General features: G+C 42.3%; 26 protein-coding genes. 12 read left to right on the forward strand and 14 right to left on the reverse strand.

Annotation, left to right across the window (positions count from 1 at the left end; translation table 11 throughout):
• The first annotated feature begins 60 nt into the window (after positions 1-60).
• The 5 genes from VB740_RS20715 to VB740_RS20735 all read left to right on the forward strand — a co-directional run bounded on the left by VB740_RS20715 (position 61) and on the right by VB740_RS20735 (position 5357).
• Positions 61-3663, forward strand: coding sequence for a tetratricopeptide repeat protein (locus VB740_RS20715; protein ID WP_323201800.1), 3603 nt, complete (start codon positions 61-63; stop codon positions 3661-3663).
• A 291-nt stretch (positions 3664-3954) separates the two neighbouring features.
• Entirely contained in the window at positions 3955-4173 is a 219-nt protein-coding gene (locus VB740_RS20720) for a hypothetical protein (RefSeq protein ID WP_323201801.1), read from the forward strand.
• A 47-nt stretch (positions 4174-4220) separates the two neighbouring features.
• Positions 4221-4493: a hypothetical protein gene (locus VB740_RS20725; protein ID WP_323201802.1), complete on the forward strand. Its 273-nt coding sequence runs from the start codon at positions 4221-4223 to the stop codon at positions 4491-4493.
• Positions 4490-4909, forward strand: coding sequence for a PIN domain-containing protein (locus VB740_RS20730; protein ID WP_323201803.1), 420 nt, complete (start codon positions 4490-4492; stop codon positions 4907-4909). Before VB740_RS20725 ends, VB740_RS20730 begins: the two co-directional genes overlap by 4 nt.
• A 19-nt stretch (positions 4910-4928) precedes the next feature.
• Positions 4929-5357 carry a CUE domain-containing protein gene (locus tag VB740_RS20735; RefSeq protein WP_323201804.1) on the forward strand — a complete coding sequence of 143 codons (429 nt, stop codon included), beginning with the start codon at positions 4929-4931 and terminating at the stop codon, positions 5355-5357.
• 160 nt (positions 5358-5517) lie between these two features.
• On the opposite strand, the gene VB740_RS20740 is transcribed toward VB740_RS20735, so the two are convergent.
• Entirely contained in the window at positions 5518-7158 is a 1641-nt protein-coding gene (locus VB740_RS20740; protein ID WP_323201805.1) for a DUF6930 domain-containing protein, read from the reverse strand.
• A 327-nt stretch (positions 7159-7485) separates the two neighbouring features.
• Here VB740_RS20740 and VB740_RS20745 point away from each other — a divergent pair, with 327 nt between their 5' ends.
• The 3 genes from VB740_RS20745 (at position 7486) to VB740_RS20755 (ending at position 8758) form a co-directional block, all read left to right on the forward strand.
• The gene (locus tag VB740_RS20745) at positions 7486-7842 is read left to right on the forward strand and encodes an iron-sulfur cluster assembly accessory protein (RefSeq protein WP_323201806.1); all 357 of its coding nucleotides are present in this window, start codon (positions 7486-7488) and stop codon (positions 7840-7842) included.
• Between the two features lie 127 nt (positions 7843-7969).
• A complete protein-coding gene (locus VB740_RS20750; protein WP_323201807.1) occupies positions 7970-8392 on the forward strand; it encodes a hypothetical protein in 423 nt (140 codons plus the stop codon).
• A gap of 114 nt (positions 8393-8506) precedes the next feature.
• Positions 8507-8758 (forward strand): hypothetical protein, encoded by a 252-nt coding sequence (locus VB740_RS20755; protein ID WP_323201808.1) that lies wholly within the window; start codon positions 8507-8509, stop codon positions 8756-8758.
• Positions 8759-9246: 488 nt separating this feature from the next.
• Here VB740_RS20755 and VB740_RS20760 read toward each other — a convergent pair whose 3' ends face one another.
• Positions 9247-10167, reverse strand: coding sequence for a TIGR01777 family oxidoreductase (locus VB740_RS20760; RefSeq protein ID WP_323201809.1), 921 nt, complete (start codon positions 10165-10167; stop codon positions 9247-9249).
• 184 nt (positions 10168-10351) lie between these two features.
• Here VB740_RS20760 and VB740_RS20765 point away from each other — a divergent pair, with 184 nt between their 5' ends.
• On the forward strand, positions 10352-10699 hold the full coding sequence (locus tag VB740_RS20765; RefSeq protein WP_323201810.1) for a hypothetical protein: 348 nt from the start codon (positions 10352-10354) through the stop codon (positions 10697-10699).
• Positions 10700-10766: 67 nt separating this feature from the next.
• Here the strand turns inward: VB740_RS20765 and VB740_RS20770 are convergent, their stop codons facing one another.
• The 5 genes from VB740_RS20770 to VB740_RS20790 form a co-directional block, all read right to left on the reverse strand.
• A complete protein-coding gene (locus VB740_RS20770) occupies positions 10767-11264 on the reverse strand; it encodes an FHA domain-containing protein (RefSeq protein ID WP_323201811.1) in 498 nt (165 codons plus the stop codon).
• A gap of 201 nt (positions 11265-11465) precedes the next feature.
• Entirely contained in the window at positions 11466-13961 is a 2496-nt protein-coding gene (locus VB740_RS20775) for a heavy metal translocating P-type ATPase (protein ID WP_323201812.1), read from the reverse strand.
• Positions 13962-14096: 135 nt separating this feature from the next.
• Entirely contained in the window at positions 14097-14306 is a 210-nt protein-coding gene (locus VB740_RS20780; protein ID WP_323201813.1) for a hypothetical protein, read from the reverse strand.
• A gap of 177 nt (positions 14307-14483) precedes the next feature.
• Entirely contained in the window at positions 14484-14759 is a 276-nt protein-coding gene (locus tag VB740_RS20785) for a TM2 domain-containing protein (RefSeq protein WP_323201814.1), read from the reverse strand.
• 617 nt (positions 14760-15376) lie between these two features.
• The gene (locus VB740_RS20790; protein WP_323201815.1) at positions 15377-16951 is read right to left on the reverse strand and encodes a type II CAAX endopeptidase family protein; all 1575 of its coding nucleotides are present in this window, start codon (positions 16949-16951) and stop codon (positions 15377-15379) included.
• A 214-nt stretch (positions 16952-17165) separates the two neighbouring features.
• Here VB740_RS20790 and VB740_RS20795 point away from each other — a divergent pair, with 214 nt between their 5' ends.
• A complete protein-coding gene (locus VB740_RS20795) occupies positions 17166-17864 on the forward strand; it encodes a Uma2 family endonuclease (protein ID WP_323201848.1) in 699 nt (232 codons plus the stop codon).
• Between the two features lie 103 nt (positions 17865-17967).
• Here the strand turns inward: VB740_RS20795 and VB740_RS20800 are convergent, their stop codons facing one another.
• Together VB740_RS20800 and VB740_RS20805 are read right to left on the reverse strand one after the other, a co-directional pair.
• On the reverse strand, positions 17968-18267 hold the full coding sequence (locus VB740_RS20800) for a type II toxin-antitoxin system RelE/ParE family toxin (protein ID WP_323201816.1): 300 nt from the start codon (positions 18265-18267) through the stop codon (positions 17968-17970).
• Positions 18264-18485, reverse strand: a complete 222-nt coding sequence (locus tag VB740_RS20805; protein WP_323201817.1) for an addiction module protein — start codon at positions 18483-18485, stop codon at positions 18264-18266. Before VB740_RS20805 ends, VB740_RS20800 begins: the two co-directional genes overlap by 4 nt.
• A gap of 286 nt (positions 18486-18771) precedes the next feature.
• Between VB740_RS20805 and VB740_RS20810 the strand changes: the two genes are divergently transcribed.
• A complete protein-coding gene (locus VB740_RS20810) occupies positions 18772-19899 on the forward strand; it encodes a ParB/RepB/Spo0J family partition protein (protein ID WP_323201818.1) in 1128 nt (375 codons plus the stop codon).
• A gap of 23 nt (positions 19900-19922) precedes the next feature.
• On the opposite strand, the gene VB740_RS20815 is transcribed toward VB740_RS20810, so the two are convergent.
• The 5 genes from VB740_RS20815 to sufB form a co-directional block, all read right to left on the reverse strand.
• Complete coding sequence (locus VB740_RS20815) at positions 19923-20555, reverse strand: Uma2 family endonuclease (RefSeq protein ID WP_323201819.1); 633 nt, start codon at positions 20553-20555, stop codon at positions 19923-19925.
• A gap of 219 nt (positions 20556-20774) precedes the next feature.
• On the reverse strand, positions 20775-22037 hold the full coding sequence (locus VB740_RS20820) for a cysteine desulfurase (protein ID WP_323201820.1): 1263 nt from the start codon (positions 22035-22037) through the stop codon (positions 20775-20777).
• A 157-nt stretch (positions 22038-22194) separates the two neighbouring features.
• A complete protein-coding gene (gene sufD, locus VB740_RS20825) occupies positions 22195-23562 on the reverse strand; it encodes a Fe-S cluster assembly protein SufD (RefSeq protein WP_323201821.1) in 1368 nt (455 codons plus the stop codon).
• Entirely contained in the window at positions 23562-24353 is a 792-nt protein-coding gene (gene sufC, locus VB740_RS20830) for a Fe-S cluster assembly ATPase SufC (RefSeq protein WP_323201822.1), read from the reverse strand. The genes sufD and sufC overlap by 1 nt, the downstream gene beginning before the upstream one ends.
• Positions 24354-24484: 131 nt before the next feature.
• Positions 24485-25924, reverse strand: coding sequence for a Fe-S cluster assembly protein SufB (gene sufB, locus VB740_RS20835; RefSeq protein WP_323201823.1), 1440 nt, complete (start codon positions 25922-25924; stop codon positions 24485-24487).
• 241 nt (positions 25925-26165) lie between these two features.
• On the opposite strand from sufB, the gene sufR reads away from it, so the two are divergent.
• Positions 26166-26849 carry an iron-sulfur cluster biosynthesis transcriptional regulator SufR gene (gene sufR / locus VB740_RS20840; RefSeq protein ID WP_323201824.1) on the forward strand — a complete coding sequence of 228 codons (684 nt, stop codon included), beginning with the start codon at positions 26166-26168 and terminating at the stop codon, positions 26847-26849.
• Positions 26850-26896 lie beyond the last annotated feature (47 nt).

Consider the following 26896-nt stretch of genomic DNA (forward strand, 5'->3'; position numbering starts at 1 on the left):
TTAACCTTTACCCTTTTCCCCCTCTTGCAAAAAGCACTTTTGCAAGAGGTCTATTAACTAGTGTTGGCAGTAGCTATGGCGCAGAATTGGTTGCAGATTACGCATCAAAACGACAAAATCCAACTTTCTTGGCAACGCGGATATGAAATTCGTCGCCTTGCGTCAGAAGTCGCCTTCCAGCAACCCTTTGATGAAGAAAACGCGGCTGAGTTGCGCTGGTATTTAGAAGATTATTTACAGTTCCCTTACGGTATTTTTCCAGATAACGCTGTAAAAATTGAACAAAAATTACAGCATTGGGGACAACATTTATTTGAGCTAGTATTTCGCAGCACAGAGAAAGGAAGAGAGTTTTTTCAAGAAGCGACACGGGAGGGGCTAGATAAATGTGAACTGGGCATCATTTCTGATAACGCCGAAGTGCTGAACTTGCCTTGGGAGTTGCTATATTCCCCCGATTATCAATTTCTTGCACCTTCACTGGCGGGGATGTATCGCAGTCTCAACAGTCAGGGCGTAAAAGCACCATTGCCAGCAATGCCCGATGACCAACTGAATATTTTACTAGTTATTGCCCGTCCTGAAGGTGAGCAAGACGTAGGTTTTAAAACCATTGCCCGTCCACTGCTAGCGGCGCTGCAACCGATACGACAGCGAGTCAATCTTAAGGTATTGCGTCCTCCTAGCTTGAAAGCATTTGAAGCGGAACTGCAAGCGCATAAGGGTTTTTATCATATCGTCCATTTTGATGGACATGGGAATTTTGACAGCGAGACTCAGGGCGTTTTAGTCTTTGAGGATGAACAGGGAAATGAGCAAGCTGTCAGCGCTAGGGAAATTGCCCAATATTTAACAGATTGCCGTGTGCCTATTTTTGTGCTGAATGCTTGCAAGTCTGGACAAGTAGGCGAAGAAGCTTTTTCTTCAGTGGCGGGACAGTTGGTGAAATTGGGGGCTAAGGGTGTGGTAGCGATGGCGTATTCAGTTTACGCCAAAGGTGCAGAACACTTTATTGGGCGGTTGTATGGGGAATTAGTCAGGGGAGAGTGTATCGCCACAGCCGTTGCAGCCGGGCGTAAGTCCATGTCTATTGACAAAATGCGCCCCAGTCCTAAAGGAAATTTACCTTTACAAGATTGGCTTGTGCCAGTGTTGTATCAGCAGGAACCCTATACGCCTTTTGTTCCTAAAAAGACAGCACCCAGTTTTGCCGATTTGATGGCGCAAACAGACAACACTCCAGAAAGCAGCAAAGCTGTAGGTTTACCTGATGAAAGTGCTTATGGTTTTATTGGGCGAGATTATGAGATTTTGCGTTTAGAGAGAGCATTTCGGCAAAATCATCTGGTTTTGGTGCAGGGAATGGGCGGCGTTGGTAAAACTGAGTTAGCCGCAGGTTTCGCCCGATGGTTAAATGACACTCAAGGATGTACAGGCGGTATGTTCTTCACCTCCTTTGAACAGGGGGCGGGGTTGAGTCAGGTAATTAACCAAATTGGTAGGGCGTTAGGAGGTGAGAGATTTTCTCAGATGATGCCAGATAAGCAAGAGGATGTGGTGCGGGAATATTTGCAAACTCATCCTTGTTTGTTGATTTGGGATAACTTTGAACCTGTCAACGGTTTCCCTACGGGGAATGAACCATTATTGAGTGGGGAAGAAAGAAACAAGCTGAAGCACTTTCTTAAGGAATTGCGGGGTGGTAAATCTTGGGTATTAATTACCAGTCGCCGTGAAGAACCTTGGTTGGATTGTGGGTATAGTTTAATTAATTTGCGGGGGTTGTCTCAAGCGGATGCCCAAGAGTTAGCCGCGAAGATTTTGCAAACGGTAGGTGTGGAGAGAAAGAACCTGCCAGCAGAGTATTTGGAATTGTTGAAATTGTTGGGGGGACATCCGTTGTCTTTGCGGGTGGTGTTGCCGCATTTAAAGACGCAGACACCTGTGCAGTTAATTGAGGCGTTGCGGCGGGGGTTGGATACTTTTAGGGGACAAGAGGAAGAAGGGAGAGAAAAATCTCTTACTGTGTCGTTGGATTATTCCTTTCCTAAGTTATCGGAACGAACACGTCAGCATTTACCATTTTTGGGGCTGTTTTGTGAGCGAGTTAATGCAGAATGTCTTCCTAATTTCTCTTCAAACAATTTAAATCAGTCTTTTGGACAAGCATATCAAACTGTATTTGGGGAAAACTTACAAAAAGCTGACTGGCTAAGGATTTTTAAAGAAGCAGCAGAAGTAGGAATCTTAGAACATTTTCGTGAAACTGTTTATACAATTCACCCTGCGTTACCTTGGTATCTACGCCAATGTCTATCTCAATTTCACACTGAAGTTACTATAAGTGAACTAGAAAAAAAATTATTACTTTTTTATGCATTTAATGCTTTAGCGTTTGATCCACAAACATGTCAAAATGATGAGCGAGCAACTATATTTCTGCTAATTGAAGAGCCAAATTTGTTGCAAAATCTAAGAATTGCAGAACACTCGCAATGTTGGGAAGAAGCGCGGGTAATTTTAAGAGCTTTGGGACAGGTTTACGATCAGCTAGGTCGTTTCACTGAATTTCTGGCATTGCGTCAAAGAGCATTCAGTCATATTGGCATGAATTTAGTTCAAGCTAAAGCAAAAGGGCAAAGCGCCCTTGAATATTGGATATATTTACGAGGTGTTGATGCTACTGAAGCAGTTCGACTGGGAGACCCTAAAAAATCTAGGATAATTCATCAAGAAATTTTGGATGAATTAACTGCGTTAAATGACCCATCTAAAAATAAAGAGATTGCTATTGCTAATTATAATTTAGGTCTAGCAGCAAGGGAAGATGGAGATTTTTATAGAGCTTTACACTACTACCTAAACGCTCTAAAAATTTTTGAAGATGCTGGTGATTTTTACCAGGCTGCTGGTGTATATTATGAGCTTGGCGTTGCAGCGAGAGTACAATATAATTTTGAGTTAGCATCTCAATATTACCAAAAGGCTTTTCAAATTTACCAAGATTCTCAAGACTTATATAGACTTGCAGGCATTTATCAAGAACTGGGTGTAATAGCACGATATAAAGAAGATTATACACAAGCAATTTTAAATTATCAGAAAGCTTTGCATATTTGTGAAAAATTGGGACATGATTATTTTACTGCTGCTATTTTTCATGAATCAGGTGAGGTAGCAAAGCTTCAAGGAAATCTAGATTTTGCAAAACAACTTTACTATCAAGCTCTTCAAATTTATGAAGATAAAGAGGATTGGTATAATGCTTCAGATGAGTACCAAGGGTTGGGTGAAGTTGCAAAGCTAAAAAGTAATTTTGACGAGGCAATAGCCTACTTCCAAAAAGCTCTCGACATTAGAATAGAACTTAAAATATCGAATAAAGTATCGGCAACACTCATAGAATATGGTAAAACTTTAGAGCAGCAGAATAATTACGCTGATGCCTTACAATTTTATATTCAAGTTTTAGGTAATGATATTAAGCATCGGCATAATGAAGAATGGATTTATGAAGATATCCAATGTTTAGCGCGTATGCTCCATCAATTAAAAGAAAGCCAGTTTCAAACCATTTGGCACGATGCGACGGGTGAAGAATGCACTGGAGAGATGCGCGAGGCAATTTGGACAGCGCGAGATAGGCTAGAAACAGAGTCGTAGGGTGCAGTACAAGATTTATTGCCAAGTCAAATCATTCATAAGTTTTATTTAAGCATTGGTTACGATCGCACACAGCCCACTACCCTAAAGAGCGATCGCATAAGCTTTTGTCAAAAAGTTGTAATGTTAAGGCTTAATGTCGTAACCTTAAGCCTTAATCTTATAATGCTGGTGATTAATGTTGTAACGTTAAGCCTTAAGGTTATAGCGTTAAGCCTTAAGGTTATAAGGTTAAGCCTTAAGGTTATAGCATTAAGCCTTAATGTTATAGCGTTAAACCTTAATATTGTAATGTTGGTGACGACAAGACATTCATTTATAACTGCGATCGTTGATTCAGGTACTATTTTGCAGCCAGTTCCATCCTTTGAGTCACAGCCAGAAAAGCCGAAGAGACAAACAAAAATTAAAGCTTTGCAAAGCTGGTTTGAAAAAACACAACCTACGCCTTCTGATTTTGACCCAGACGAAGCCAGATGGGAAGCTTTAAAGGAGAAACATAATCTGTGAAATTGCCTGAAATATTATTTAATTATATATAGATGAGGAAAAGCAATATGCAAGCCTATAAGCTGAACGCCACAATTGACGAATCAGGTCATTTAATTATTGACGAACCTCTAAATATTGCTCCTGGGACGGTAGAAGTGATTATTTTGCAGCCAGTTTCATCCTTGGAAACTTCTACTGAGTCACAGCCAGAAAAGCCGAAAAGAAAGTCTAAAGTCAAAGCATTTGAAGGTTTATTTGAAAATGCCCCACCAACACCACCAGACTTTGACCCAGACCAAGCCAGATGGGAAGCTTTAAAAGAAAAACATAATCTGTGAAAATCTTGTTAGACACCAACATTATTGTAGATGATGCCCTTGAGCGTGAACCTTTTCTAGAGGCAAGCGAACAAGTGTTGGTGCTAATTGAGCAAGGACAGGTAGAAGGTTATATTTCCGCTTCAACTTTTAGTGATTTGTATTACATCATCCGTAGGGCAAGAGGTCGAGAGTGGACACTTACTTATTTAAGGCAGTTGGTCAACTTCTGCCGTGTCGCTACTGTAGACAGTACTGCAATCAACATGGCACTAAACCTTAATTTTAGAGATTTTGAAGACGCTATTCAATACAGCGCTGCGGTACTCAATCACTTAGATGCTATTATTACTCGCAATCCTAGAGATTTTCCAGTTGCTACTCCCAGAATTATCACACCTGAAGAGTTGATTCAGGAACTAACAAATACTCCATAAATAATTAAGTTAAATATATATGAATGCCCAATTAACTCCTGTCGAAATCCAAGAACTTCAGCAACTTCTGCCAAACGACACCCCAGCGCAACAAGCGCTTACTACTCTGCAACAACACAATGGCAATCTAGAAGCAAGTTTTGATGCACTTTGGCAAGAGAAAGTCGGCAAAACAGATTATAGTAAGGGCAAAAAATCTCTTTTACAGCTGACCCTCAATGAAATCCGCGCGGAAATCTGTGGTGATGATGGTTTACAGGGCAAAATCAAAGAATACACCAAGAACCCTGGTAGTGCTTCTCTGCTCAATAGCATTATTGGCTCACTGGTGGCAGTTGCAGCAGTAAATGGAATACCGATGGATGGAGCGATCGCCACAATTGTCGTGTTATATATTCTAAAAATTGGTATTAATGTTCTCTGCAAATATACTGATCCAGCAAGTTAGGGGGAGCAAAAAGAAAACCGAACAAAGATAATAATTCCTAATGAAGTTGAGATTTAGTAAAAGCTACTAAATCATCAGCTTCTTTCTCGTAATCCCAAAATAATTAAAGCAGATTCCTATAGCCACAATTTGAGATTGAAGATTGCGAGAATTTTTGCAACTATTCCAAATTGAGTTGGGGCATCAGTTTAAGAGTGCCCAGACCTAAATCTTTAGGTGAAAGCGATCGCGCTTCAAATAAAGCCATCATATCTCGTAACTGAGGATTGCCACGGGAAGCTCCGGTTAACCCCTTGGCAATGATTAAACCACAGTATCCCTTAGTATTTTTACAGCGCTGATTCCATTTTTTTCGGGCTTCTACATGAACGGGATCTTCATCTAAAAATTCACCGAATAGGAACAATTCGCCATTTTGAGTTTGCAATAAACCCAGGTCGTAGCGATCGCCATCGAAGGGATCGGCACCTGGATTAAAGCAAATAGCTTTCAGTCCGCCTATTGCCTCAATTCTTTCAATTAAAGTCTTAGCCTTGGGCCGGGAAGTTTGAATTAAAATCACCGGCAAACCGTCACCCACTTGTTTAATTTCACCAGATGGATGGTAGCTAACACCCTTACGGAGGTACTCCAACATTTCCCAAGACACTACACCTAAGCTGAGGAAAGAGTCTTCCGGGATCAAGTCATCTTGCAATGATTGAAAATTCGGTAAGCCAAGGTTTTCCATGTCGTCTTCATCGACATCAAAGCCTGCCATGTCCTCTAATTCTGCTGCTAACTGTGGCATGGTAGAGACTGTCACAGCCACAGATTTAGTTGATTCTTCCGAATGCGGCAGAGCAATGCGATAGCGACGGCTGAGGGTAGGGAAGATGTCCTCATGAAGGTGGCGACGATGATCGCGAATAAAGCGGATCAGACTTTCGATCGCAACCAAGATTACCAGTGCTTCTTCGTCATACAAAACAGACCGTAGTCCTTCTAAGGGGTGGATATTACCAAAAGTGGGATCAATTTCTGATAATGGCAGATCCGCCAAATCCTCTTCTTCATCCTCATCTTCATCGGTTTCATCAGCACTCTCAAAGGTGAGGAACAGACAATCTTGCTTGAGGAATGCTTCTTCTAAATGCTCGGTTGATTCTTCATCCGTTAAAACTGCGGCGCGAAACTGTTTTAAAGATTCTTCTGAGCGATAAAACAAAATCCCATACTCCATTCCCAGCATTCCCATGACTGAGGCGTAGAGTGTGCCAACATCCCACTTATTAATCTCGATTGACAAAATTTGTTGTTCTTCCAAAAATTCCCAAGGTGCTGCTTGCCAAATTGCAAATGCTTTCTCTCGCAAGATTTGTGCATACTGTGGGGGTAAGTCGGGGGTTTGACTATCGAGGATGTCAGCGAACCCACGAAACAGTTCGTCAATTAAAGGCAGTTCTGGTGCGTAGTCAATGGCAATATCTAAATCTTGTAGCACCCCCCGCAGATAAAATTGAATTTCGCGGTCTTTAACTACAATTCTTTGGGGTCTGGCAGGTCTTGCCGGACTGTGGGGATGCTCCATTGCTCGCATTAAAGTCCGAACTATTGCTTCTGGGCCGATATCTGAAGCTACCACGTCCATTCCCCGAACCACACCTTGGGAGTAATCTACCCAAAGGATGCATTCTCCCTTTTCCTCTGAGTCTGAGTGCTGGCTTGGTGATGACAACGGACGACGATCGCCCTCCCATACAGAAGGAATTTGAGTTAGTTTCTTCAACCGACGACTGGTAGAGCGATTAAAACTTGTCATAGAGTAAGTTAATCAAAAGAAGCAATTTGGAAGTAAACTTTGGGGGATAGTTAGCCTCAGATTAGGTTTTGATGGCTGCACCGGAAAGATAGTTGCTTCTGGTGACTGCCGCCAGGCTTGAACTCCAAAAATACCAAATCTATAAACACACTGAGTCTCTAATTCTAGAATAAAAATGTTTGGCTGCTTTTGACGGAGTGTTTACAATTTGGCATCTAACGGCATCTAAGCCGCTAGAATGAATACAAAAACACCAACGGCAACCCAAAGGCATTAACAAGCTGATATAGGGTAAAGCTTATACTAATTAAGGAGTTTAAAAAGCAGATGACACAAGCAATTCAGCCTCAACAACGCGGAATTCTGTTGAGCGAAGCCGCATTGCACCAGGTAAAATCCCTCCGGGACAGGCAAGGCACAGACTTGTGCTTACGGGTAGGAGTCCGTCAAGGTGGCTGTTCAGGGATGTCTTACATGATGGACTTTGAAGACTCTAGCAAGATCACCCCGCAGGATGAAGTTTTTGATTATGATGGCTTCAAAATTGTCAGCGATCGCAAGAGTTTATTATATCTCTACGGTTTAATGCTCGATTACAGCGATGCCATGATTGGCGGTGGTTTTCAATTCACTAACCCCAATGCCAACCAAACTTGTGGTTGCGGTAAGTCATTTGGGGTGTAATATTGTCATTTGTCATTTGTCCCTTGTCATTTGTCGTTTATCATTTGCAGTTGCCTAATGACTAATGACCAATGACCAATGACTAATGACCAATGACCAATGACTAATGACTAATGACTAATGACCAATGACTAATACAGTTGAATCCCTGTTTGATACAGGTTTGGAACGCTATAAAGCAGGAGAAGGAGCAGATTCTTTAATCCCTGTGTTTAAAGAAGTGTGCGATCGCGCTCCTAAAACTAGTGCTGCTTGGGTTTGTTTGGCGTGGTTATATCTACTCGATAATAAACCCAACTTGGCTTACAAAGCTGCACAGAAAGCAGTCAAGTTAAATCCACAAGACCCACAGGCTAGAGTTAATCTCGCCTTAGCAATGCTGGAAACAGGTCAAAAAGGTTTACGAGAACATATTGACATTGCACAGCAGCTAATTTTTGTCAACCCAGAATGGCGCGATGAAATAAAAACCAGTATTGAAGACGGTTTAAGTAGAAAACCAGATTGGCAGAGTTTGACAAAAGTCAAAAATTGGCTATTGGAGGAGTGAGAAGTTAAGAGTTAGGAGTGAGGAGTTAGGAGTTAAATTCTAGTAGGCAGTCCTCACTTTTAACTTACTTAATTAGCAGTCCTAAAATTTTGGGCAATTTAGATGAAACGATAGATGAAAGATAAACTGTTAAATTGGTTAAACACGATTTTAGTCGCAGATGTTTTTTTGGTTTTGTTTGGCTTTGTCTGGTTAGCGATCGCTGCGATCGGTGATTCTGTAGGAGTAAACCTGGGTTTAGATTTGTGGCATAAACTGTGGCTACCCGTTTTTAATCCAGCGATTGGCATCCTCATGGGCGGTGCCATTCTCAGCGGTATTATCAGTTGGGTTTCAAAAAAGTTTTCATCAAAAAAAGGGGTTTAAAACCCCGTCCTTTAAGGACGGCTTTATATCACAAGTATCATGGTAGAATTAAAAGTGGTCGCTGACCCACCCAGACATCGGAGACAGAAAGCCTAACACCAAAGTTCAATAGAAAACTATTGACGGCGAAGAAAAGACGGCAGACTGGGATAAGAACGAGAGGCAATGATTTCATCCTTAAGTTACAAACATCTGAACATTTTGTAAGATTCAAGTTGCTGCGGGACACGCAGTCGTAAAGTCTGTGGAGCGAACATAAGACCAAATCCTCTTAGGGGGTGGAGGCGGTTGCTATGAAACAGAAACCTAAGTCGTGAGTCTTAGGAATCCCTGACCGTTCACGGTGGGGAGGATGTCAACTAGTCAATAGTTAAGGGATTGGGTACTGGGCATTGGGCATCGGTTATTCTCTTTGTCCCCTTGTCCCCCTCATCTCCCTTATCTTCCCCTGCTTCCTCTGCCTCCCCCACTCCCCACTCCCCTTGACTCTATGTCAGAATTTGTGTTAATGCTGATTGCAAATTAGTATATTTATACTCAAAGCCTGTTTCCACTGTGCGCTTGGGAAGGACTTGCTGACCTTCTAAAACTACTATAGCCCCGTCTCCTAAAAGAGCTTCGATCGCAAAAGCAGGAACAGGCAACCAAGAAGGGCGATTCATGACTCGTCCCAAAGTTTGGCTTAAATCTGCCATCCTAACTGGGTTAGGGGCAGTAGCATTATATACACCTTCTATTTCTGGTTTAGTTAAAGCTTGCAGAATCAGGTTAACTAAATCGTCTACATGAATCCATGAGAACCACTGCCGACCACTGCCAATGGGGCCGCCAGCGAAGAGTTTGAAAGGCGGAATCATTTTACCTAAAGCACCACCGTTACCTAGAACAATCCCAAAACGCAGAATTACCAGCCGCACACCAGCATCTTTTACCTTTTTGGCCTCTGCTTCCCAGGCTTGGCAAACTTGCGCGAGAAAATCGTTACCAGCTAGACTTGTTTCATCAAAAATTGCCGTTTCACTAGTGCCGTAGTAGCCAATAGCCGAAGCATTAATTAACACAGTTGGCTTGGGATTAGCGTTGGTTATTGCTTCAACTATTTTTTGTGTTCCTAGCTTCCGGCTATTGAGGATTTCTTGTTTGCGTTCCGGTGTCCAGCGTCCTTCACCAATGGGTTCTCCTGCCAGATTAACTACACCATCACAACTAGCAATGACACTTTGCCAAGAACCAGACGCATTTGGTGTATAGGCAACAATTTCTAGATTGGGAAAAGCCTCAGATGGAAAAACCTTTTTAGCAAAGGCGGTGTTCCGAGTTAATACTACTATTTGATGACCTTCCCCGTGGAGTCGTTGTACCAAACGACTACCGACAAATCCTGTTGCTCCGGTAATTGCGACTTTCATTTTTTACCTCAGCCAAACCTTTATTGTAAAGTTTTTGATCAAACTTCCAGCTTACGCCACTTTCCTTATGCATAAAACAGATGTGGCTGTCATATCTTGTAATGCTTTTGCTTTTTTAATCACTTTTGGTTTAGATGCTTCGGTATTATAGGATGGACAGAGTGTTGCAAGGCTTGGGGCTATTATGGCTCGCTATACCGGTTCATTTACTGTTTCTGTTCCTAGTGACCATTTGTTGCCGTTACTTGTAGAACTTCTACAAGACTGTCAGTTGGATATTCAATACTACACTGGCGATTATATTATCGCTCGTGAGGTTCCGGGCAATGTTCCTTTTCCCAAGTTGATCACAGTAGAAGTATTGATTGATAAATCAAAATCTACTGAAACAGAAACCCGGATGAGCATTGTGATTAAAAATGAAGAACTACCACTTCAACTAGATAATTACTGTCGACAAATGTTTGAATTTATCAAGCAGGCTATTGAAAGTAGCCGCCATTGGCATTTGATTGAAAGTCTTGCCGGATAGGGGATTGAATTGCCACTCCCACGCCTTCAAGTCGTGGGATTCTCAGACTGCTATTAGTAGTTATAATTCACTCTCCCACATCCTCTAAATCCTCGGCCATACCGGGGTTTATTAGTGTAATATCGTACTCACTCGAATCTGTTTGTCCCAAACGCTGAGTATTTCTTAAAAGGTAATAAATAGCACGTACTTGAGGGCCAAAAACTATCTCGTCTTCATTTCTGAGATCGTGAGCTGGTATCTTACGTCCATTAATCATCAAACCGTTGGAACTAGGCTTACCTTTGGCATCGCCATCTACAATCCGGTAATAATAGCTGTGACTATTATGCTCTCGTGGCAATCTCACTAATGTGGCATGGCGGCGGGAGACAAACTGCGACATCAAACGGATATTACATTCGCGGTCTCTACCGATAGAGTAGACGGGGTGCTCCAGAGAAAATTCTTTGCGGCCTTGATCGTCTTCAATAATCAGTAGATGGTTTTCATTGGTTTCTGCTGCCATTGACAAATCGTTGGAACTGTGATTAATAAAAATTTGCTTAGTATCGTATCCTGTCATTTTCGGGCACCATAAATCTGTGGTGCTGATCTAAATAAGCTTTAAAATTGCATAATACCTTGAAAGAGTAGAACATGGCCGTTCTACTCCAGTAGCTATGATAGCTTTGGTAAGTGTCTCAAGAGGCTTGGTGGGCTGCGTAAAATCTGAATAGCCACCCAGTTTAACTTGAGATGGAAATTTTCTGTGCAAAAGAGGATTTTACGAGTGATGAGCTAATCGCCGTAATAATATTGAGTTTGTGACGACACTAACAGAGCTAAAAGCCATTAATGCGGCAGCACCAGATGGGTTAAGGACAAAACCCAGGCTAGGGAACAAAACACCCGCTGCTAAAGGAATACCAACTGTATTATATGCAAAAGCCCAGAATAAATTTTGGCGGATTTTATCGAAAGTGGCACGACTAAGCTGAATAGATTCGACGACATCGCTTAAGCGATCGCGCATTAGGACAATTTCAGCAGTTTCCATCGCCACATCCGTCCCGGAGTGTAAAGCAATTCCTACATCTGCTTGGGATAAAGCTGGAGCATCGTTGATTCCATCTCCTACCATTGCGACTACTGAGTGCTGAGTGCTGAGTGCTGAGTGCTGAGTACTGAGTACTGAGTGGGGAGTGGGGAGTGGGGAGTGCGAAGTTTTCTTTGTCCCTTCTAACTGGAGAGACTGTATTGCAGCTGCTTTTTTCGCTGGAGGAACACCCGCTATTACATCAGCACTATCTAATCCTAGTTGTTTGGCTATGGCGCTAGCTGCTTCTAGGCGATCGCCACTAAGCAGCATTACCCGTAAGCCCATCTGACGCAGCTTGTCTACGGTGGATTGGGCATCTGGTCTGAGAGTATCAGAAACAGCAATTAACCCAGCTAAAGCTCCCCCAACTGCTACGCAAACGACTGTTTTACCATCTGTTGCCAAATCTTGTGCTACTTGTTGTGCCGTTTCGTCAATGGCAACGCCGTGCCAACTTAACCAGTCCCAGTTACCCAACAGTACAACTTTACCCTCTACCACAGCAGATACCCCTAGTCCTGGTTCAGTGTGAAAGTCCACAGCCTCTGGAATCGATAACTGTTGCTGCTGTGCTTCTTGCTGAATCGCTTTTGCTAGGGGGTGGTGAGTACCGCTTTCTACGGCTGCTGCTAGTTGAATGAGGGAGTAGGGAGTGGGGAGTGGGGAGTGGGGTTCCTTACTCCCCATTTCCTCAATTAATAGACAATCTGTGACGATAGGATTACCCGTGGTCAAAGTGCCAGTTTTATCAAAGACTACGGTGTTTAACTGGTGTACTTTTTCCAAAACATCGCCGCCTTTGATTAATAGACCCCGTTCTGCGCCCATAGCAGTCCCGACAAGAATGGCTGTTGGGGTAGCAAGCCCTAAAGCACAAGGACAGGCGACTACCATAACTGCGATCGCTAGTTTTAAACTAATTAATAAAGGGGAATGGGGAGCTTCATGTGTAGCGTGGCTCATCATTTCCATGCCACCAGCACCAGACATGCTGACATCAGCCCAAATGTGAGTACCGAAAAAGTACCAAAAGCCAAATGTCAATATAGATGCTGTCAGCACCCCGTAAGTAAAGTAACCAGCTACTGTATCTGCTAATTTTTGTACTGGCGCTTTCCGAGTTTGGGCGGCTTCTACTAGGGTGACAATTCGAGCTAGAGTTGTATCACTTCCAGTTCGGGTTGTCTGAATAGCGATCGCTCCTGATTGGTTTAATGTACCTCCTGTTACCGGGTCGCCTGGTTGCTTAATTACTGGCACAGCTTCCCCAGTCAGCATGGATTCATCCACTGTTGTTTTACCAACCACCACTTCACCATCGACAGGGATTTTATCACCTGGCAGTACTTGTACCCATTCACCAACACGCACCTGTTCAGCAGGAATCTCTACGCTAGAAAATCCCATTCCTCCTTTGTCTGGGTTGGCAATCAATCGCGCTACCTGTGGCTGGAGGGCTAGCAATTTCCTAAATGCAGCAGCGGCGCGACCTCTAGCTTGCTTCTCTAATGTCCTTCCTAAGAGAATAAAGCCCAGCATCATCACTGGTTCGTCAAAGAAGCACTCCCAACCCATTTGCGGAAATAGTAGGGCTACTAAACTAGCAACGTAGGCTGTCAGCGTTCCTAATCCCACCAGGGTGTTCATGTTAGGCGCATTTCGCCGCCAGCCCAGCCAGCCATCTACTAAAATCGGGCGACCGGGAATTAATAGCGCTACTGTCGCCAGTCCACAGTGAAACCAGATGTTATTCAGGACTGGCAGCACTGAACTGCCAAGATTACCAAAATGTCCACTACCCGACAATAATAGTAAAATTGCAGCGATCGCCAACTGCCTAACAGAAGATCGCATTTCTTGGCGTTGTCGTTCTGCTGGGTCTGGTAAGGTAGATATCTCGCCTGCTACTGTGCCGCTAACTTTTCGGGGTTGAGTCGGGAATCCAACGGCTGTTAATCGCTGTGCCAGTGCATCTGCATCTACTGCACCAGTTTCTGACTCTACAACTGCTACCTCTGTGGCCAGGTTCACACAGGCACTCTTGACTCCTGGATGTTGGGTTAGCTGTCGCTCTACTGCATTCACACACCCCGCACACTTCATACCTCCAACATCAAGAATAATTTTCTCTAGGATTGGCTCAAGTTCTGGGGCTAGCTGAGTTTTTGGGACAAGTTGCATGGCAAGTGTTTAGATTCGCTACAGAAATTCAACGCCTGACTAAAAGCGTCTCTAATTTGAGCGTAGGCTAAATATGGAACTACGACTGTATGTCAACCCTATTAAATTTATTAATTTATCGTATCTCGCTGAGGGTCAATGACGGCTCCAGCGTAGATAAGTCACATAAATGATCGCTCCAACCTGCATTGGCATGATTACAATCAGGCTTTTTAAGAAATAGTTGATTTCTACATGAGACATAACGCTGAAATAGCCTATGCCCAACAAGAAGAATATTGCCCAGTTCAGCTGTTTAGGTTTGAGAATGAGCATATCAAACTGCTTCGCAAAGTCATTAGTCATTGGTTATTAGTCCAAGAGAAACCACGCCTAGCCAACGGCAAAGTTGAGGGCATCGTCAGCAAGGGATGTGGTTTGAGTTAGTCGGATATCCTTAGAGAAGGGGCGAGGTATGTACCAAAAACTCTTTATCAATAAAAAGAAATGTAATCTGCCTCCAGCATGAACCACTTTCTTGCACTAGAACCAGCCCTGCTTATTTACAAAGTAGGTATTTACAAATTCTTCAGGGGACTTATTCAAATAGATCATACCTTCAATTAAACCTACAAGTTGCATAATTAATAAGGCAATGCCGTAGGTGAAAGAACCCCCGACTACAGAAATCACCAACATGATAAAGCCTTCTGGAGCGTATCCTAGAATAAATTTATGAACCCCAAATCCTCCAAGGATAATGCCACAGTAACCAGCTAGAAGTTGTTTGGTAGGGTGACTAGGGTTGAAATTTGACATATTTAAGTGCTGCTCCTTGATAAGTGAAGTATAAAAATAAAGTCTTTATTGTAATCAAAGCAAATACATTTACTTGCTTAATAAATAGATTTTTAATTTTTACAGTAAAAGTAAGCCCCAAGATAAATCCAGAGGTAACGCTAAAATTTTTTGCGGCATAGCCGGAAAATCTGGCGCTCCTTAATAACTTTTGGTGGATTTGATGATTGCAAGCCCTGATGCGGCAGTTTTGCAGATTTTTAAGTAAGACATTGATCTTGAGAACTAATGAACCTCAATAATCAGCAAAAACTGCTACACTACTTTTTACAAGTCCGTCAGTATTATTTCCGGATTTTTTTGCGTAGGCGTAGGCATCACGTCCAGCGGGCGTGAAACCGACATCGCACCAATTACAAGACCCGTTGCTGGCTAAAATCGCCCGGATGAGAATAAATACTTAACTAGATAGTTTGTTGTCTATGTTAATAGCATTCTTTGATTTGCTTTTGCCGTTATCTTAATTGGGTTTTTAGCTAGTATTTATGCTTAAAAACCAATTATAAATAGTAAATATTTCCCTACTTATGGAGATAAAAGCAAATATTTTTGTTTATGGCAACAGTATAGAATTAGCATCAATTGCTACCTAAAACAAACAGACTTAATAATGTACCACTATTCCAGAGGCTGTGGAGGAGCATAGGAGCAAGGAGATTGCGCGATCGCGTGTAAACTACTCCTAAAACGATCCCCAATGCGGTCAGTGGCAGGATTTCCGACAAGCTGAGGTGAGCGATCGCAAACAATAAACTACTGATTAGAATCGATCCCCACACGGGTAAGTAACGAGTTAGAGAAGGTAACAAAAAGCCGCGAAATAGAATTTCTTCAAAAAATGGAGCTGCGATCGCTGCTGTGGAGAAGAATATGCCAAGTGCTACACCATCTTGGCTTTCCAGCGCTAGTTGCAACAGAGGATTACTACCACCCTGTCCTTGCCATAGCTGTTGATTGATCAAAGATACCACCACAACTATAGGTAAAGCCGCGCAATAGCCTCCCAGTCCCCACAAAAACCACTTATCTTGAAAACGGAAGCGAAACCAAAATTCCGGTAGTGGAAAAAAGCGCTTGAGAGATAAATACAGCACTAACAGCGCACCCGATGCTACCAGTAAGTAACTAACCAAAACATAAAAAGCCTGAAGTCGCACATCACCTACAGGACGAGGGATGGGGAGCAGTGATAGCACTAAAGGGACAAAAATTTGCCCCATGAAGAAAAAGCCGACGATAAAAACCTGCAAAATCGTTTCACCATCCCAAGGCGTTGACCAAAGGACATCAGCATTTTGAGCTAGTAACGAGGCTTTTCCTTTCAACACGCGTTGAGCAAATAAGGAAATCAGCAGTATTAGACCAATTAAAGCTGCCAAGGTGGGAATAGTGCCAATAACCGCTAATTTCAACACTGCTTGACTAGCAGCTTCTTGTTGTGCAGCTTTAACTGCCAATAAAGCATCTTGTCGTTGCTGGAGTTGGTATAGTTGAACCAAAGCAGTAGAGCGAAACCAACCTTCTAAATTCTTTTGAATCCGTTCTTGAGAATCTTGGAGCAGACGGGGAGGATTGCTCCACAGTCCACTTAATACAGCTGCGGTTTCTCCAAATTCTGGATTGATATCTGAGCGTTGTTGTAATTCGCTCCAAGTTTTGAGAGCCGTATCCGTCTGTCCTTGCTGTGCTTGTAAAATTCCCAGCCGCAGGTCTAATTCAGCCAGTAGTTTTTGCAATTGCTGGAGGGACTGCTGTAACTGTTGCTGTCCCTGTTTAGAAGTTTTAACAGTCGGAGGAACCTCAGGTAGAGGTTTCGGAGGTATAGGAGTTATTTCAGGTTGAGAGCGTAATTGTGCAAGTTTATTGTTAACTTTATCTAAATTAGCTTGAACTGATTGACGCGCCTCTTGATACTGCTTTGTCGCACTTTCCAGAGGTTGCTCACCAAGTATTGCTTCCTGAACCGCCTGGAGATTGCGATCGCTACTATCTTCTGATTGCCAAGCTTGGGCTTGTAGAGCAATATTGGTTTGGTATAGTTCCAGGCGACTTTGGAACTGAGGTTCTTGCCAACTACCGAATAAAGCCGAGACTGCCAACAGAACTGCTATCGGCGTCAGCACAAAAATTAAAACTAACCGCTTGAGTGTCATCTATCCACCTTTGACTAACCAGTGGGGAGCGCGTCCCCCTTGGGAATTATCGCAAGAAAAAGTCACGTCGCTTCGCTCCGAATTCAAAATTCAAAATTCAAAATTCAAAATTAATAATCTCATAAATAAATTTCGGGGCTTGTCAGAGGTGGATAGATATCATCAATATTATAAGTTTGCGATGTCTACGACGGGCTATGCCTACGCACCCACCATGTTAAATTACAACCCATTGCACTGCTTACCCTCCGCCGAGGATCTGCCCGACTCGGACTATACACCTGTGGACAATGAGCTACAAGATTTAATTCCCAGTTTACTCAAAGCCATCCTCGCTTGGTTATGGACAAACCGGATGGATTGGTTTTTTGGAGTTGATATGGGGATATATTACGATCCTGAACTACCGCCGATTGTACCCGATGGGTTTTTAAGTTTAGGAGTTGAGCGAGTTTTTGATGAGAACTTGCGTTTAAGTTATGTGTTGTGGGAAGAAAAGGTGATGCCAATTATGGCATTAGAAGTTGTTTCTCATAAACGGCGTGGGGAATATAGCAGCAAAAAGAAAATGTATGCTGAGATGGAGATTTTGTATTATGTTGTTTACAATCCCCAACGCCGTAGAAAAGCGCCTTTAGAAGTTTATCGATTAGTAAATGGTGAATATGTATTGCAGCGAGGAAATCCTGTTTGGTTATCAGAGATAGGTTTAGGAATTGGTCATGAACGGGGAACCTATCAGGGAATTACGCGGGATTGGTTGTATTGGTATGACAAACAAGGAGTCAGATATTTAACACCAGAAGAACGAGCGATCGCTGCTGAACAACGCGCTACCACTGCTGAACAACGCACTCAAAGGCTAGCAGAAGAATTGCGAAAGTTAGGGATAGATCCAGATTCTTTGAGTTGATTTTGTGAGGTGCGATCGCTTTGATTGCACTGTTACTAATGGCTTATTTTAGAACAGGAATTATAGATGGTTCAGGTGATTGTAGGCGAGAACATAAAAGCGTTCAAATATTCCTGCTCTGCCATTGTTTAGGATTACGTTTGACGTGGTAACAAGCAATGACAGTGATAACATTTTCTTCTACAACATAAATAACACCATAGGGAAACCTACGTATTAATAATCGCCGCGCTTGTCGATACACCACTGGATAAGCTGAAGGGTTGCGTCCAATTAATGCTAAACAGCTATCAACTGCACGTACAAACTCCGAACCTACTCCAGAATTACGTTGTTCATACCATTCAAAAGCATCTTGAATATCCAGTTCTGCTTCTGGACTAATTATTAACTGATAGCTCATTCAGGTAAACCTAGTCTTTGCTTCACTGATTGCCAGGTTGAACCTCGGTTTGGGCCTTGGCTATGCATCTCCAAGCGTCTATCTAATTCTTGTTTTTGCTCATCGTTGAGAGGAACTTCATCGGGTGTAGTAAGAATGCTGTCCCATAAATCTTCGGCAAGCTGTATACGTTCAGATACACTTAGTTCGGAAATATCGACTTTTAATATGGGGTGCATGGTTTTTGTTAATGTAGTTGCTCAATATAATCTTATTTTAGATTGTAAATTACTTATCTTATTCACAATAAAGTAAAGCATCAAGTTTACCTGATTCGGTAAATTTTCTAGCAGCTAGTAAACAGTGCAGTAATTTCACTTGCATGACGTTAAGAAATGAGGGTGCGATCGCCTTTTAGACTCAAACAAGCAATATATTTTGATTCTTTGCTCTTTTTGATACATTAATACCACTGTTAGATTAGAGTAGTACATCAGACACAGTGCGACTTCGTAATTAGACTAAATGGCAAACATTCAGATTAAAGAACGCAAGATTGTTGAACTTCATCCACATCCAAAAAATGAAGGTATTTACGGCGACGAAGATATTGAGCAACTAGCTCAAGATATTGAAAGGTCTAAATGGGTCAAACCGCTTATTGTTACACCAGAGGGTACAATCATCAGTGGACATCGGCGTTGGAAAGCGGTGTCATATCTAGGTTGGGTAACAGTTCCCATTGAAGAAAAAGAGTTTACTGATGAAATCGCTGAATTAGAAGCTCTTTTACTGGAGAATGCTAACAGAGAAAAATCTATAGAGCAAAAATGCCGAGAAGGATTAACTTGGGAAGCTATTGAGCGAACTAACTCTCGTCAGCGTCAGGGAAGTAAAGGATCTGGCGTAGGAAGTACTAGGGATGTCATAGCAAAGAGGGTTGGTATAGGAAGTGGTATTAATTATGAAAAGGCTCGTAAAGTCCTATCAGCTATTGATGAGGCACTTTTAGTTGGTAATCTTGCAAAAGCAGAGGCATTACGAAAGAAATTGAACCACAAAAGTGTAAATGCAGCTTTCAAAATGATTACCAGTATTGAAAATACTAGTGAAACACAACATAGCGAAACACAACATACACAAATGCAGTGGATATTAGCTAAGTTAGGTCAAAAGCTTTGTGGCTCAGTGTGGATTGCTTCTAATGATCGCTCACGTATATGGGAGAAACAAGAATTAGGCAGCTTGAGTATGGATTCTTTGCCACAATTAGGAATTCGTGATAATGCACAAAAAACAGTTGCGCTTATTGATGTGGTTTGGCTTAGTGGTGATAACCAGATTACAGCAGCTTTCGAGGTTGAATGTACTACGTCTATTTACTCAGGTTTATTAAGACTGGCAGATTTAGTTGCCCTTGTTCCAAATTTGAATTTTCCACTTTATGTAGTCATTCCTCAGTCGCGTGTTGAAAAAGTTAAAAAGGAATTGTCTAGACCCAGTTTTCAGGCTCTTAAGATGAATAAAAAATGTAATTGGATAGTGCTTGAAGATTTAGCTCAAGAATGGGAAGCTATTATAAAATATGGTACCGAATTAGATGCTATTAATAGATTATCTGAGAACCTAAGTACAATTAAAAACTCAATCTAATATATTTATCAATTAGGTACACTTTAACCTATCTTCCCCTGCACCCAAGCGCGGAAGGATTGCACCAAATCAATTTCATCCATAGTTTTACTTTGCTGGATAAATCTATTCATATCACTAACAGAAATTAAAGGAAAAGCAATACTCGACTTAATTTCAATATATTGGCTTTCTACTAGCTGATAAAATTTTAAAACTTCACCGTCATATCTCCATAATTCTGCTACACCTAAAGCCGCATAAATATTAAGCTTATTAACAGAACTGCTAGTAATATCAATTTCAACTGCTAAATCTGGTGCTGGATCTGTTGTTAAATCTAATTCTTGCTTACCTCTAATTAGTGGCTCATTTTGAATATAATAGCAAGTATCGGGTTCTATTCCCTTTGTTATTGGTTTACGTTTTAATGTTGTAGAACCAGCACTTCTAATTTTAATTTTTAATTCCACTGCTAAAGCGAATATCAATCGGTCAAACTGAATTTTAGGATTTTCGTGTTCAAAAAGTGGAGTCATGATTTCTAAAACACCGCAGTCATAAGCAAAGCGAGAACCTCTATCTTCACCTGTATCCCTCAGCAAGGCTTCAAAGGTTTCCCAGCTAATGTTATGTAGCACTGTTCTTTGTTCACCAACCGTTGACTTTACAAGCATATTACAATACTTCTTCTGTCAGGATGTTAGATAAAATCTCGATAATTTTACCTATGTTATTAATATAATACTCGCTCCAGTCAATTTCAATCACTTGCCCAATGAGCTTCAAAAACTTTAGTTACTCCTGTAAATAATCCACATAATTAAATTGTGCCAACTATTAGCAAAATGTGTTGCTGATATTTGGCACAATTAGTATCTGAATATTTTGTAAATTTAAGCAAGGAAACCTGCAAAAAAATCGAGAGTTTCTTTCAGTGCTTTGATGAAAATATCAATTTCCTCGCGGGTGTTGTAGAAAGATAAACTTGCTCGTGCCGTTGCAGCAAGACCTAAGTAACGGTGTAATGGTTGTGTGCAGTGGTGTCCAGAACGGATAGCAACGCCTTCTTGATCTAATAATGTAGATAAATCGTTAGCGTGGACTTCTCCGGCGGTGAATGAGGCAAGAGCGGCTCTACCTTCACCTTTCGCATTTGGTTTGGGGCCGTAAATTCTAATTTGGGGAATTTGCTCTAATTGTTGGAACAAATAAGCCGTTAATTCTGCTTCGTAGGCGTGGATTTTATCCATGCCGATACTGCTAAGATAATCTATCGCAGCACCAAGTGCGATCGCTTCTCCAATTGCAGGTGTCCCAGCTTCAAATTTATGCGGTAATTCTGCGTAGGTGGAATAGTCTAAATACACCTCTGCAATCATCTCACCACCGCCAAAAAATGGTGGCATTGATTCTAACAATTCCAACTTGCCATACAGAAATCCTATCCCAGTTGGGGCGCACATTTTATGACCGGAAGCTACCAACCAGTCACAATCTATTTTCTGCACATCTACAGGGTAGTGGGGAACACTTTGGCAAGCATCAACTAAGAATTTAGCACCGTAGCTGTGTGCGATCGCACCAATTTCTTCCACTGGGTTAATACAACCCAAAGTATTAGAAATATGCACCACTGACACTAACTTTGTTTTTTCAGAAATCAGCTTTTTAAACTGTTCTAAATCAAAAGTTTCTTCTGGTGTTAATTCTACAAATTTCAGTACTGCACCCGTTTTTTGTGCCACCAATTGCCAAGGCACAATATTACTGTGGTGTTCCATCACCGAGAGAATAATTTCATCTCCCGGCTGTAAGTTATTCATTCCCCAACTGTAGGCTACTAGGTTAATCGCCTCACTTGCGTTGCGGGTGTAGACAATTTCCTGACGCGATGCAGCATTGATAAATTTGGCAACTTTATCTCTAGCACCTTCATAAGCATCAGTAGCTTTAGCACTCAGAGAATGGGCACCTCGATGCACGTTAGCATTATATTGCTCGTAATAGTCCCGTAGAGTATTTAATACGAACAAAGGCTTTTGCGATGTCGCAGCATTATCGAGATAAACCAAGGGTTTCTCATTGACTTCCTGATGCAATATCGGGAAGTCAGCGCGAACTTTATCAGCAAGGGTTTTGGTAGGAGTGAAAGTCATTGGTAGATTAGTCAAACAATTTTGGATTTTGGATTTTAGATTTTAGATTGGAAAATTTCAGCTAAAATCTAAAATTCGGATTAAGGCTTGGAATCTTTTTAGACTTTGGATTTTGAATCTTCAATCCGAAATCCAAAATTTAAAATCTAAAATTTTCTCAAGAGTCAGGCGATATGGACTTGAGATTATTTACTGTGTTTAAAAGGATTTCTCGCAGAGAGGGAACTGGTATTTTGTTGATGACTTCAGCCGCAAAGGCGTTAATTAACAACTTCCGAGCATCGTTTTCATCAATTCCCCGACTTTGCAGATAGAATATTTCGTCATCTTCTAATTGGCTAACAGTAGCACCGTGAGCGCATTTGACATTATCCGCCGTAATTTCCAATTGGGGTTTGGTATCAACTCTGGCTTTAGACGATAGCAGCAAATTGCGATTCAACTGGGATGCATTTGTTAACTGCGCTGGTTTGGGTACAAAAACTTTACCATTGAACACCGCATGAGCGCGATCGCCTACAATACATTTATGCAATTGGTCACTTGTACCGTGGGGATAGTTGAGTGCGATCGCACTGTGAGTATCAGACAACTGCTTACCAGAAATTATCGTCAACCCATTAAGAGTAGTTTGTGTCTGCTCACCAGTTTGCAAAATCTCTAAATTATGCCGTGACAACTTTGCGCCTAAAGTTATGGCATGACAAGTATATCGGCTATCACGAGCTTGAGCGATCGCAGTTTTCCCAATATGAAAAGCCTCTGCACCTTCTTGCTCAACCCTAGTGTGACTCACTTGGGCATTGTCACCAACCCAAACTTCCGTAACTGCATTGGTAAGGTAAACTCCTTCCTCTGCGCCTCTACGGTTCGCATACTCTTCAACTAAACTCACCTGCGAACCACTTTCAGCCACTACTAAACAACGCGGCTGCGAAATCGTCGCAGTCTCCCCCGCAACCGAAATAAACACCAGATGAATTGGCGTTTCGACTACCACATTCTTCTTCACCCACACCACAGCTGCATCAGTTATCCCAGCCGTATTGAGAGCCGTAAAAACTTCTTGCGCTCCCTCAGCTTGAGCTAAATACTGCTGTACAGCTTGGTGCTCAACCGCAGACAAACCAACCAAATTACTCACCACAATTCCAGATGGCAAATCTGAAACTGCTGATAACTCCGGTGCATAAACGCCATTCACAAATACCAAACGACTATTAGCCGCTTCTGGCAAAATATCAAATTCTAGAGACGTTGCATGCAACGTCTCTACATTAAATTGCACCTTTCGCAGAGACGACAAATCAGTAAACCGCCATTCTTCCTCGCGGGTAGTTGGGAGAATCGAGTGACGTACCCAATTAGCAGCACTTTGACGTAATTCCTGCAACCAACCGTCTGTTTTATTTGCCGTTACTTGATTTAACAACCCAACCAGATAATCATCTCTATCTAAGAGAGTCGATGTCAAACTAACTGCATTTGAGTTAGGAATTGGACTAGGAGATACTTGAATACTCATTACACACCCACCTCAGCAGCTGCAAACTCTTCTAGCACCCAGTCATAACCGCGAGACTCTAATTCCAGCGCCAGTTCTTTACCACCACTCGTAATAATCTGCCCGTGTGCCATCACATGCACAAAATCAGGCACAATATAATCAAGTAACCGTTGGTAGTGGGTAATCAAAATTGTAGAATTTTCTGGAGTTGCCAGTTGATTTACACCATTCGCCACAATTCGGAGCGCGTCAATATCCAAACCCGAATCAGTTTCATCCAAAATTCCTAACTTTGGTTCCAGCAGCGCCATTTGCAGAATTTCATTCCGCTTCTTCTCACCACCAGAAAACCCTTCATTTAAACTCCGACTGAGAAAACTGGGATTCATCTTCACCACATCCAGCTTTTCTTCAATCAAATCGTCAAAATCAAAAGCGTCTATTTCCTCTAAACCTTGCGCCTTCCGACGAGAATTGTACGCCACTCGCAAGAAATCCAAATTGCTCACACCCGGAATTTCTAACGGATACTGAAACGCCAAAAATACACCACTTCTTGCACGTTCCTCCGGCTCCAACTCCAACAAATTTTGCCCTTGGAAAATCACCTCACCGCCAGTTACCTCATACGCCGGATGCCCTGCCAATACCTTAGAAAAGGTACTCTTACCAGAACCATTCGGCCCCATAATCGCATGAATTTCACCCGATCGCACATCAAGATTCACACCTTTAAGAATCGGTGTTCCATCAACATTAGCCGTCAGATTCCGTACTGACAGCACAATTTCACTATTTTCAATAATCATGATTATCTCTCTTCTTTTTTAGTTTGTAGTAGACGCTTTAGCGCTTTTCTCTAGCGCTAAAGTGCTGACTACAAGCGTTAATTTTTTCAGTTCCTAGCGATTTCTCAGCACTAAAATGCTGACTACAAGAGCTATCCAACACTGCCTTCCAACTTCAAACTCAACAACTTATCAGCTTCCACAGCAAATTCCATTGGTAGCTGATTGAAAACATCTTTACAGAAGCCGCTAACCATCATCGAAATGGCATCTTCTGCTGAAATACCCCGTTGAGCAAAGTAGAATAGTTGATCTTCCCCAATCTTGGAAGTAGAAGCTTCATGCTCTACCTTCCCAGTATTGTTTTGCACCTGGATATAAGGGAAAGTATTTGCATGAGCATTATCCCCAATTAGCATCGAGTCGCACTGGGAATAATTTCTTGCCCCTTTCGCCGTCGGGTTAACTTTCACTAAACCCCGGTAGCTATTACTAGAATTACCTGCGGAGATTCCTTTAGAAATAATTGTGCTGCGGGTATTCTTACCTACGTGAATCATCTTTGTACCCGTATCGGCTTGCTGCATATTATTTGTCAGCGCCACCGAGTAAAACTCACCCACAGAGTTATCACCCACCAAAACACAGCTAGGATATTTCCAAGTAATTGCCGAGCCTGTTTCTACTTGAGTCCAGGAAATCTTGGAATTTACGCCCTGACACAAACCGCGCTTGGTGACAAAGTTGTAAATACCGCCTTTACCGTTGGCATCGCCAGCGTACCAGTTTTGCACAGTGGAGTATTTAATTTCAGCGTTGTCGAGGGCGACGAGTTCCACAACGGCGGCGTGCAGCTGGTTGCTGTCATACATCGGTGCGGTGCAACCTTCAAGGTAAGAAACATAACTACCTTCTTCGGCGACAATCAAAGTCCGCTCAAATTGTCCCGTGTCACCAGAGTTGATGCGGAAGTAGGTAGACAGTTCCATTGGGCATTTCACGCCTTTAGGAATATAGACAAAAGAACCATCACTAAATACGGCGGCGTTTAAGGCGGCAAAATAATTGTCAGCTACAGGAACAACGCTACCCAAATATTTTTTGATCAGTTCTGGGTGTTCTTGCAACGCTTCCGAAAACGAGCAGAAAATAACGCCATCTTCGGCTAGCTTTTCTTTAAATGTAGTAGCGACAGAAACGCTATCGAAGATTGCATCAACGGCGACATTTGCCAGCCGCTTCTGTTCAGATAGAGAAATGCCTAATTTCTCAAAGGTTTCTAAAAGGGTTGGATCGACTTCATCCAAGCTGTTTAGCTTTTCTTTCTTACGTTTCGGCGCTGAATAGTAAATGATATCCTGATAATTTATTGGCGGATACTTGACATTCGGCCAAGTTGGTTCCGTCATTTTTTGCCACTGGCGATAAGCTCTGAGGCGAAAGTCCAGCATGAACTGTGGCTCGTTCTTCTTAGAGGAGATCAAGCGGATAACGTCCTCGTCTAGTCCACGCGGAATAGTGTCGGCTTCAATATCTGTAATAAAGCCGTACTTGTAGGGTTGGTTGACTAAGGTTTTGACAGTGGCACTCATCAGTAATAATCTCTCGTGTTCTGAACTCTTTTAGGATGGGAGGTGGATTGCGGCTAACCGATTCCCATCTCCCGTTACGGAATGGTTACACGGCTGCTAGAATAGTGGTGGAGAGTAAAACAACAGCTATGTTGTTTAATCTATCTTCATTTTACGCTAAATTAACAACAACAATGTTGTCAAAGTCAAATTTTCAAATAAATTTTTGGGACGTTCGCTGAACGTCTTGCACCACATGAAGATGGCGACTACCCACCAGTCCTCAACCAAGCAAGATATTTTAGAGTATCTGCACAAACACGAAAAAGCAACGGCTTTGGAGCTAGCTGAAGTTTTAGACGTTACCCCCCAAGCGATTCGTCGCCATCTCAAAGATTTGGAGACGGAGGAGCTAGTTTTGTATTCTACATCAGTACAGGCGGCAGGTATGGGGCGGCCGCAGCATCTTTATGAATTGAGTCGTCAGGGACGCGATCGCTTGCATCGAACAATGAGCGATCGCTTTGGTGATGCAAGCGGAAATTTTGCGGTTTCGCTGCTAGATACCTTAGCCGAAACGGTAGGACACGACCAATTTAAATCGATTTTAGAGAAACAGTGGCAACGCAAAGCTCAAGAATACCGCGATCGCGTCGGTAACGGTTCACTGCGAGAACGTGTAGCCAACTTAGTAGAGTTGAGAAAAGCGGAAGGCTTCATGGCAGAGTATCACTCTGTTGATGTGAATGACTCCTTTGAGTGCGATCGCTTTATCTTAATGGAGCATAACTGTGCCATTTCTAACGTTGCCGAGTCTTTCCCCAGCATTTGTGGTCACGAATTAGAAATGTTTGCAGCCGTATTACCAGATTGTACCGTAGAACGCACCCACTGGATTATTGATGGTCAACATCGTTGTGGCTATTTGGTACAAGCTCGTCACTAGTCATTTATCCTTTTTTTAATAACCAATGCCCAATGCCCAAATAAATT

Source organism: Nostoc sp. UHCC 0251 (assembly GCF_034932245.1).
Taxonomy (GTDB): domain Bacteria; phylum Cyanobacteriota; class Cyanobacteriia; order Cyanobacteriales; family Nostocaceae; genus Nostoc.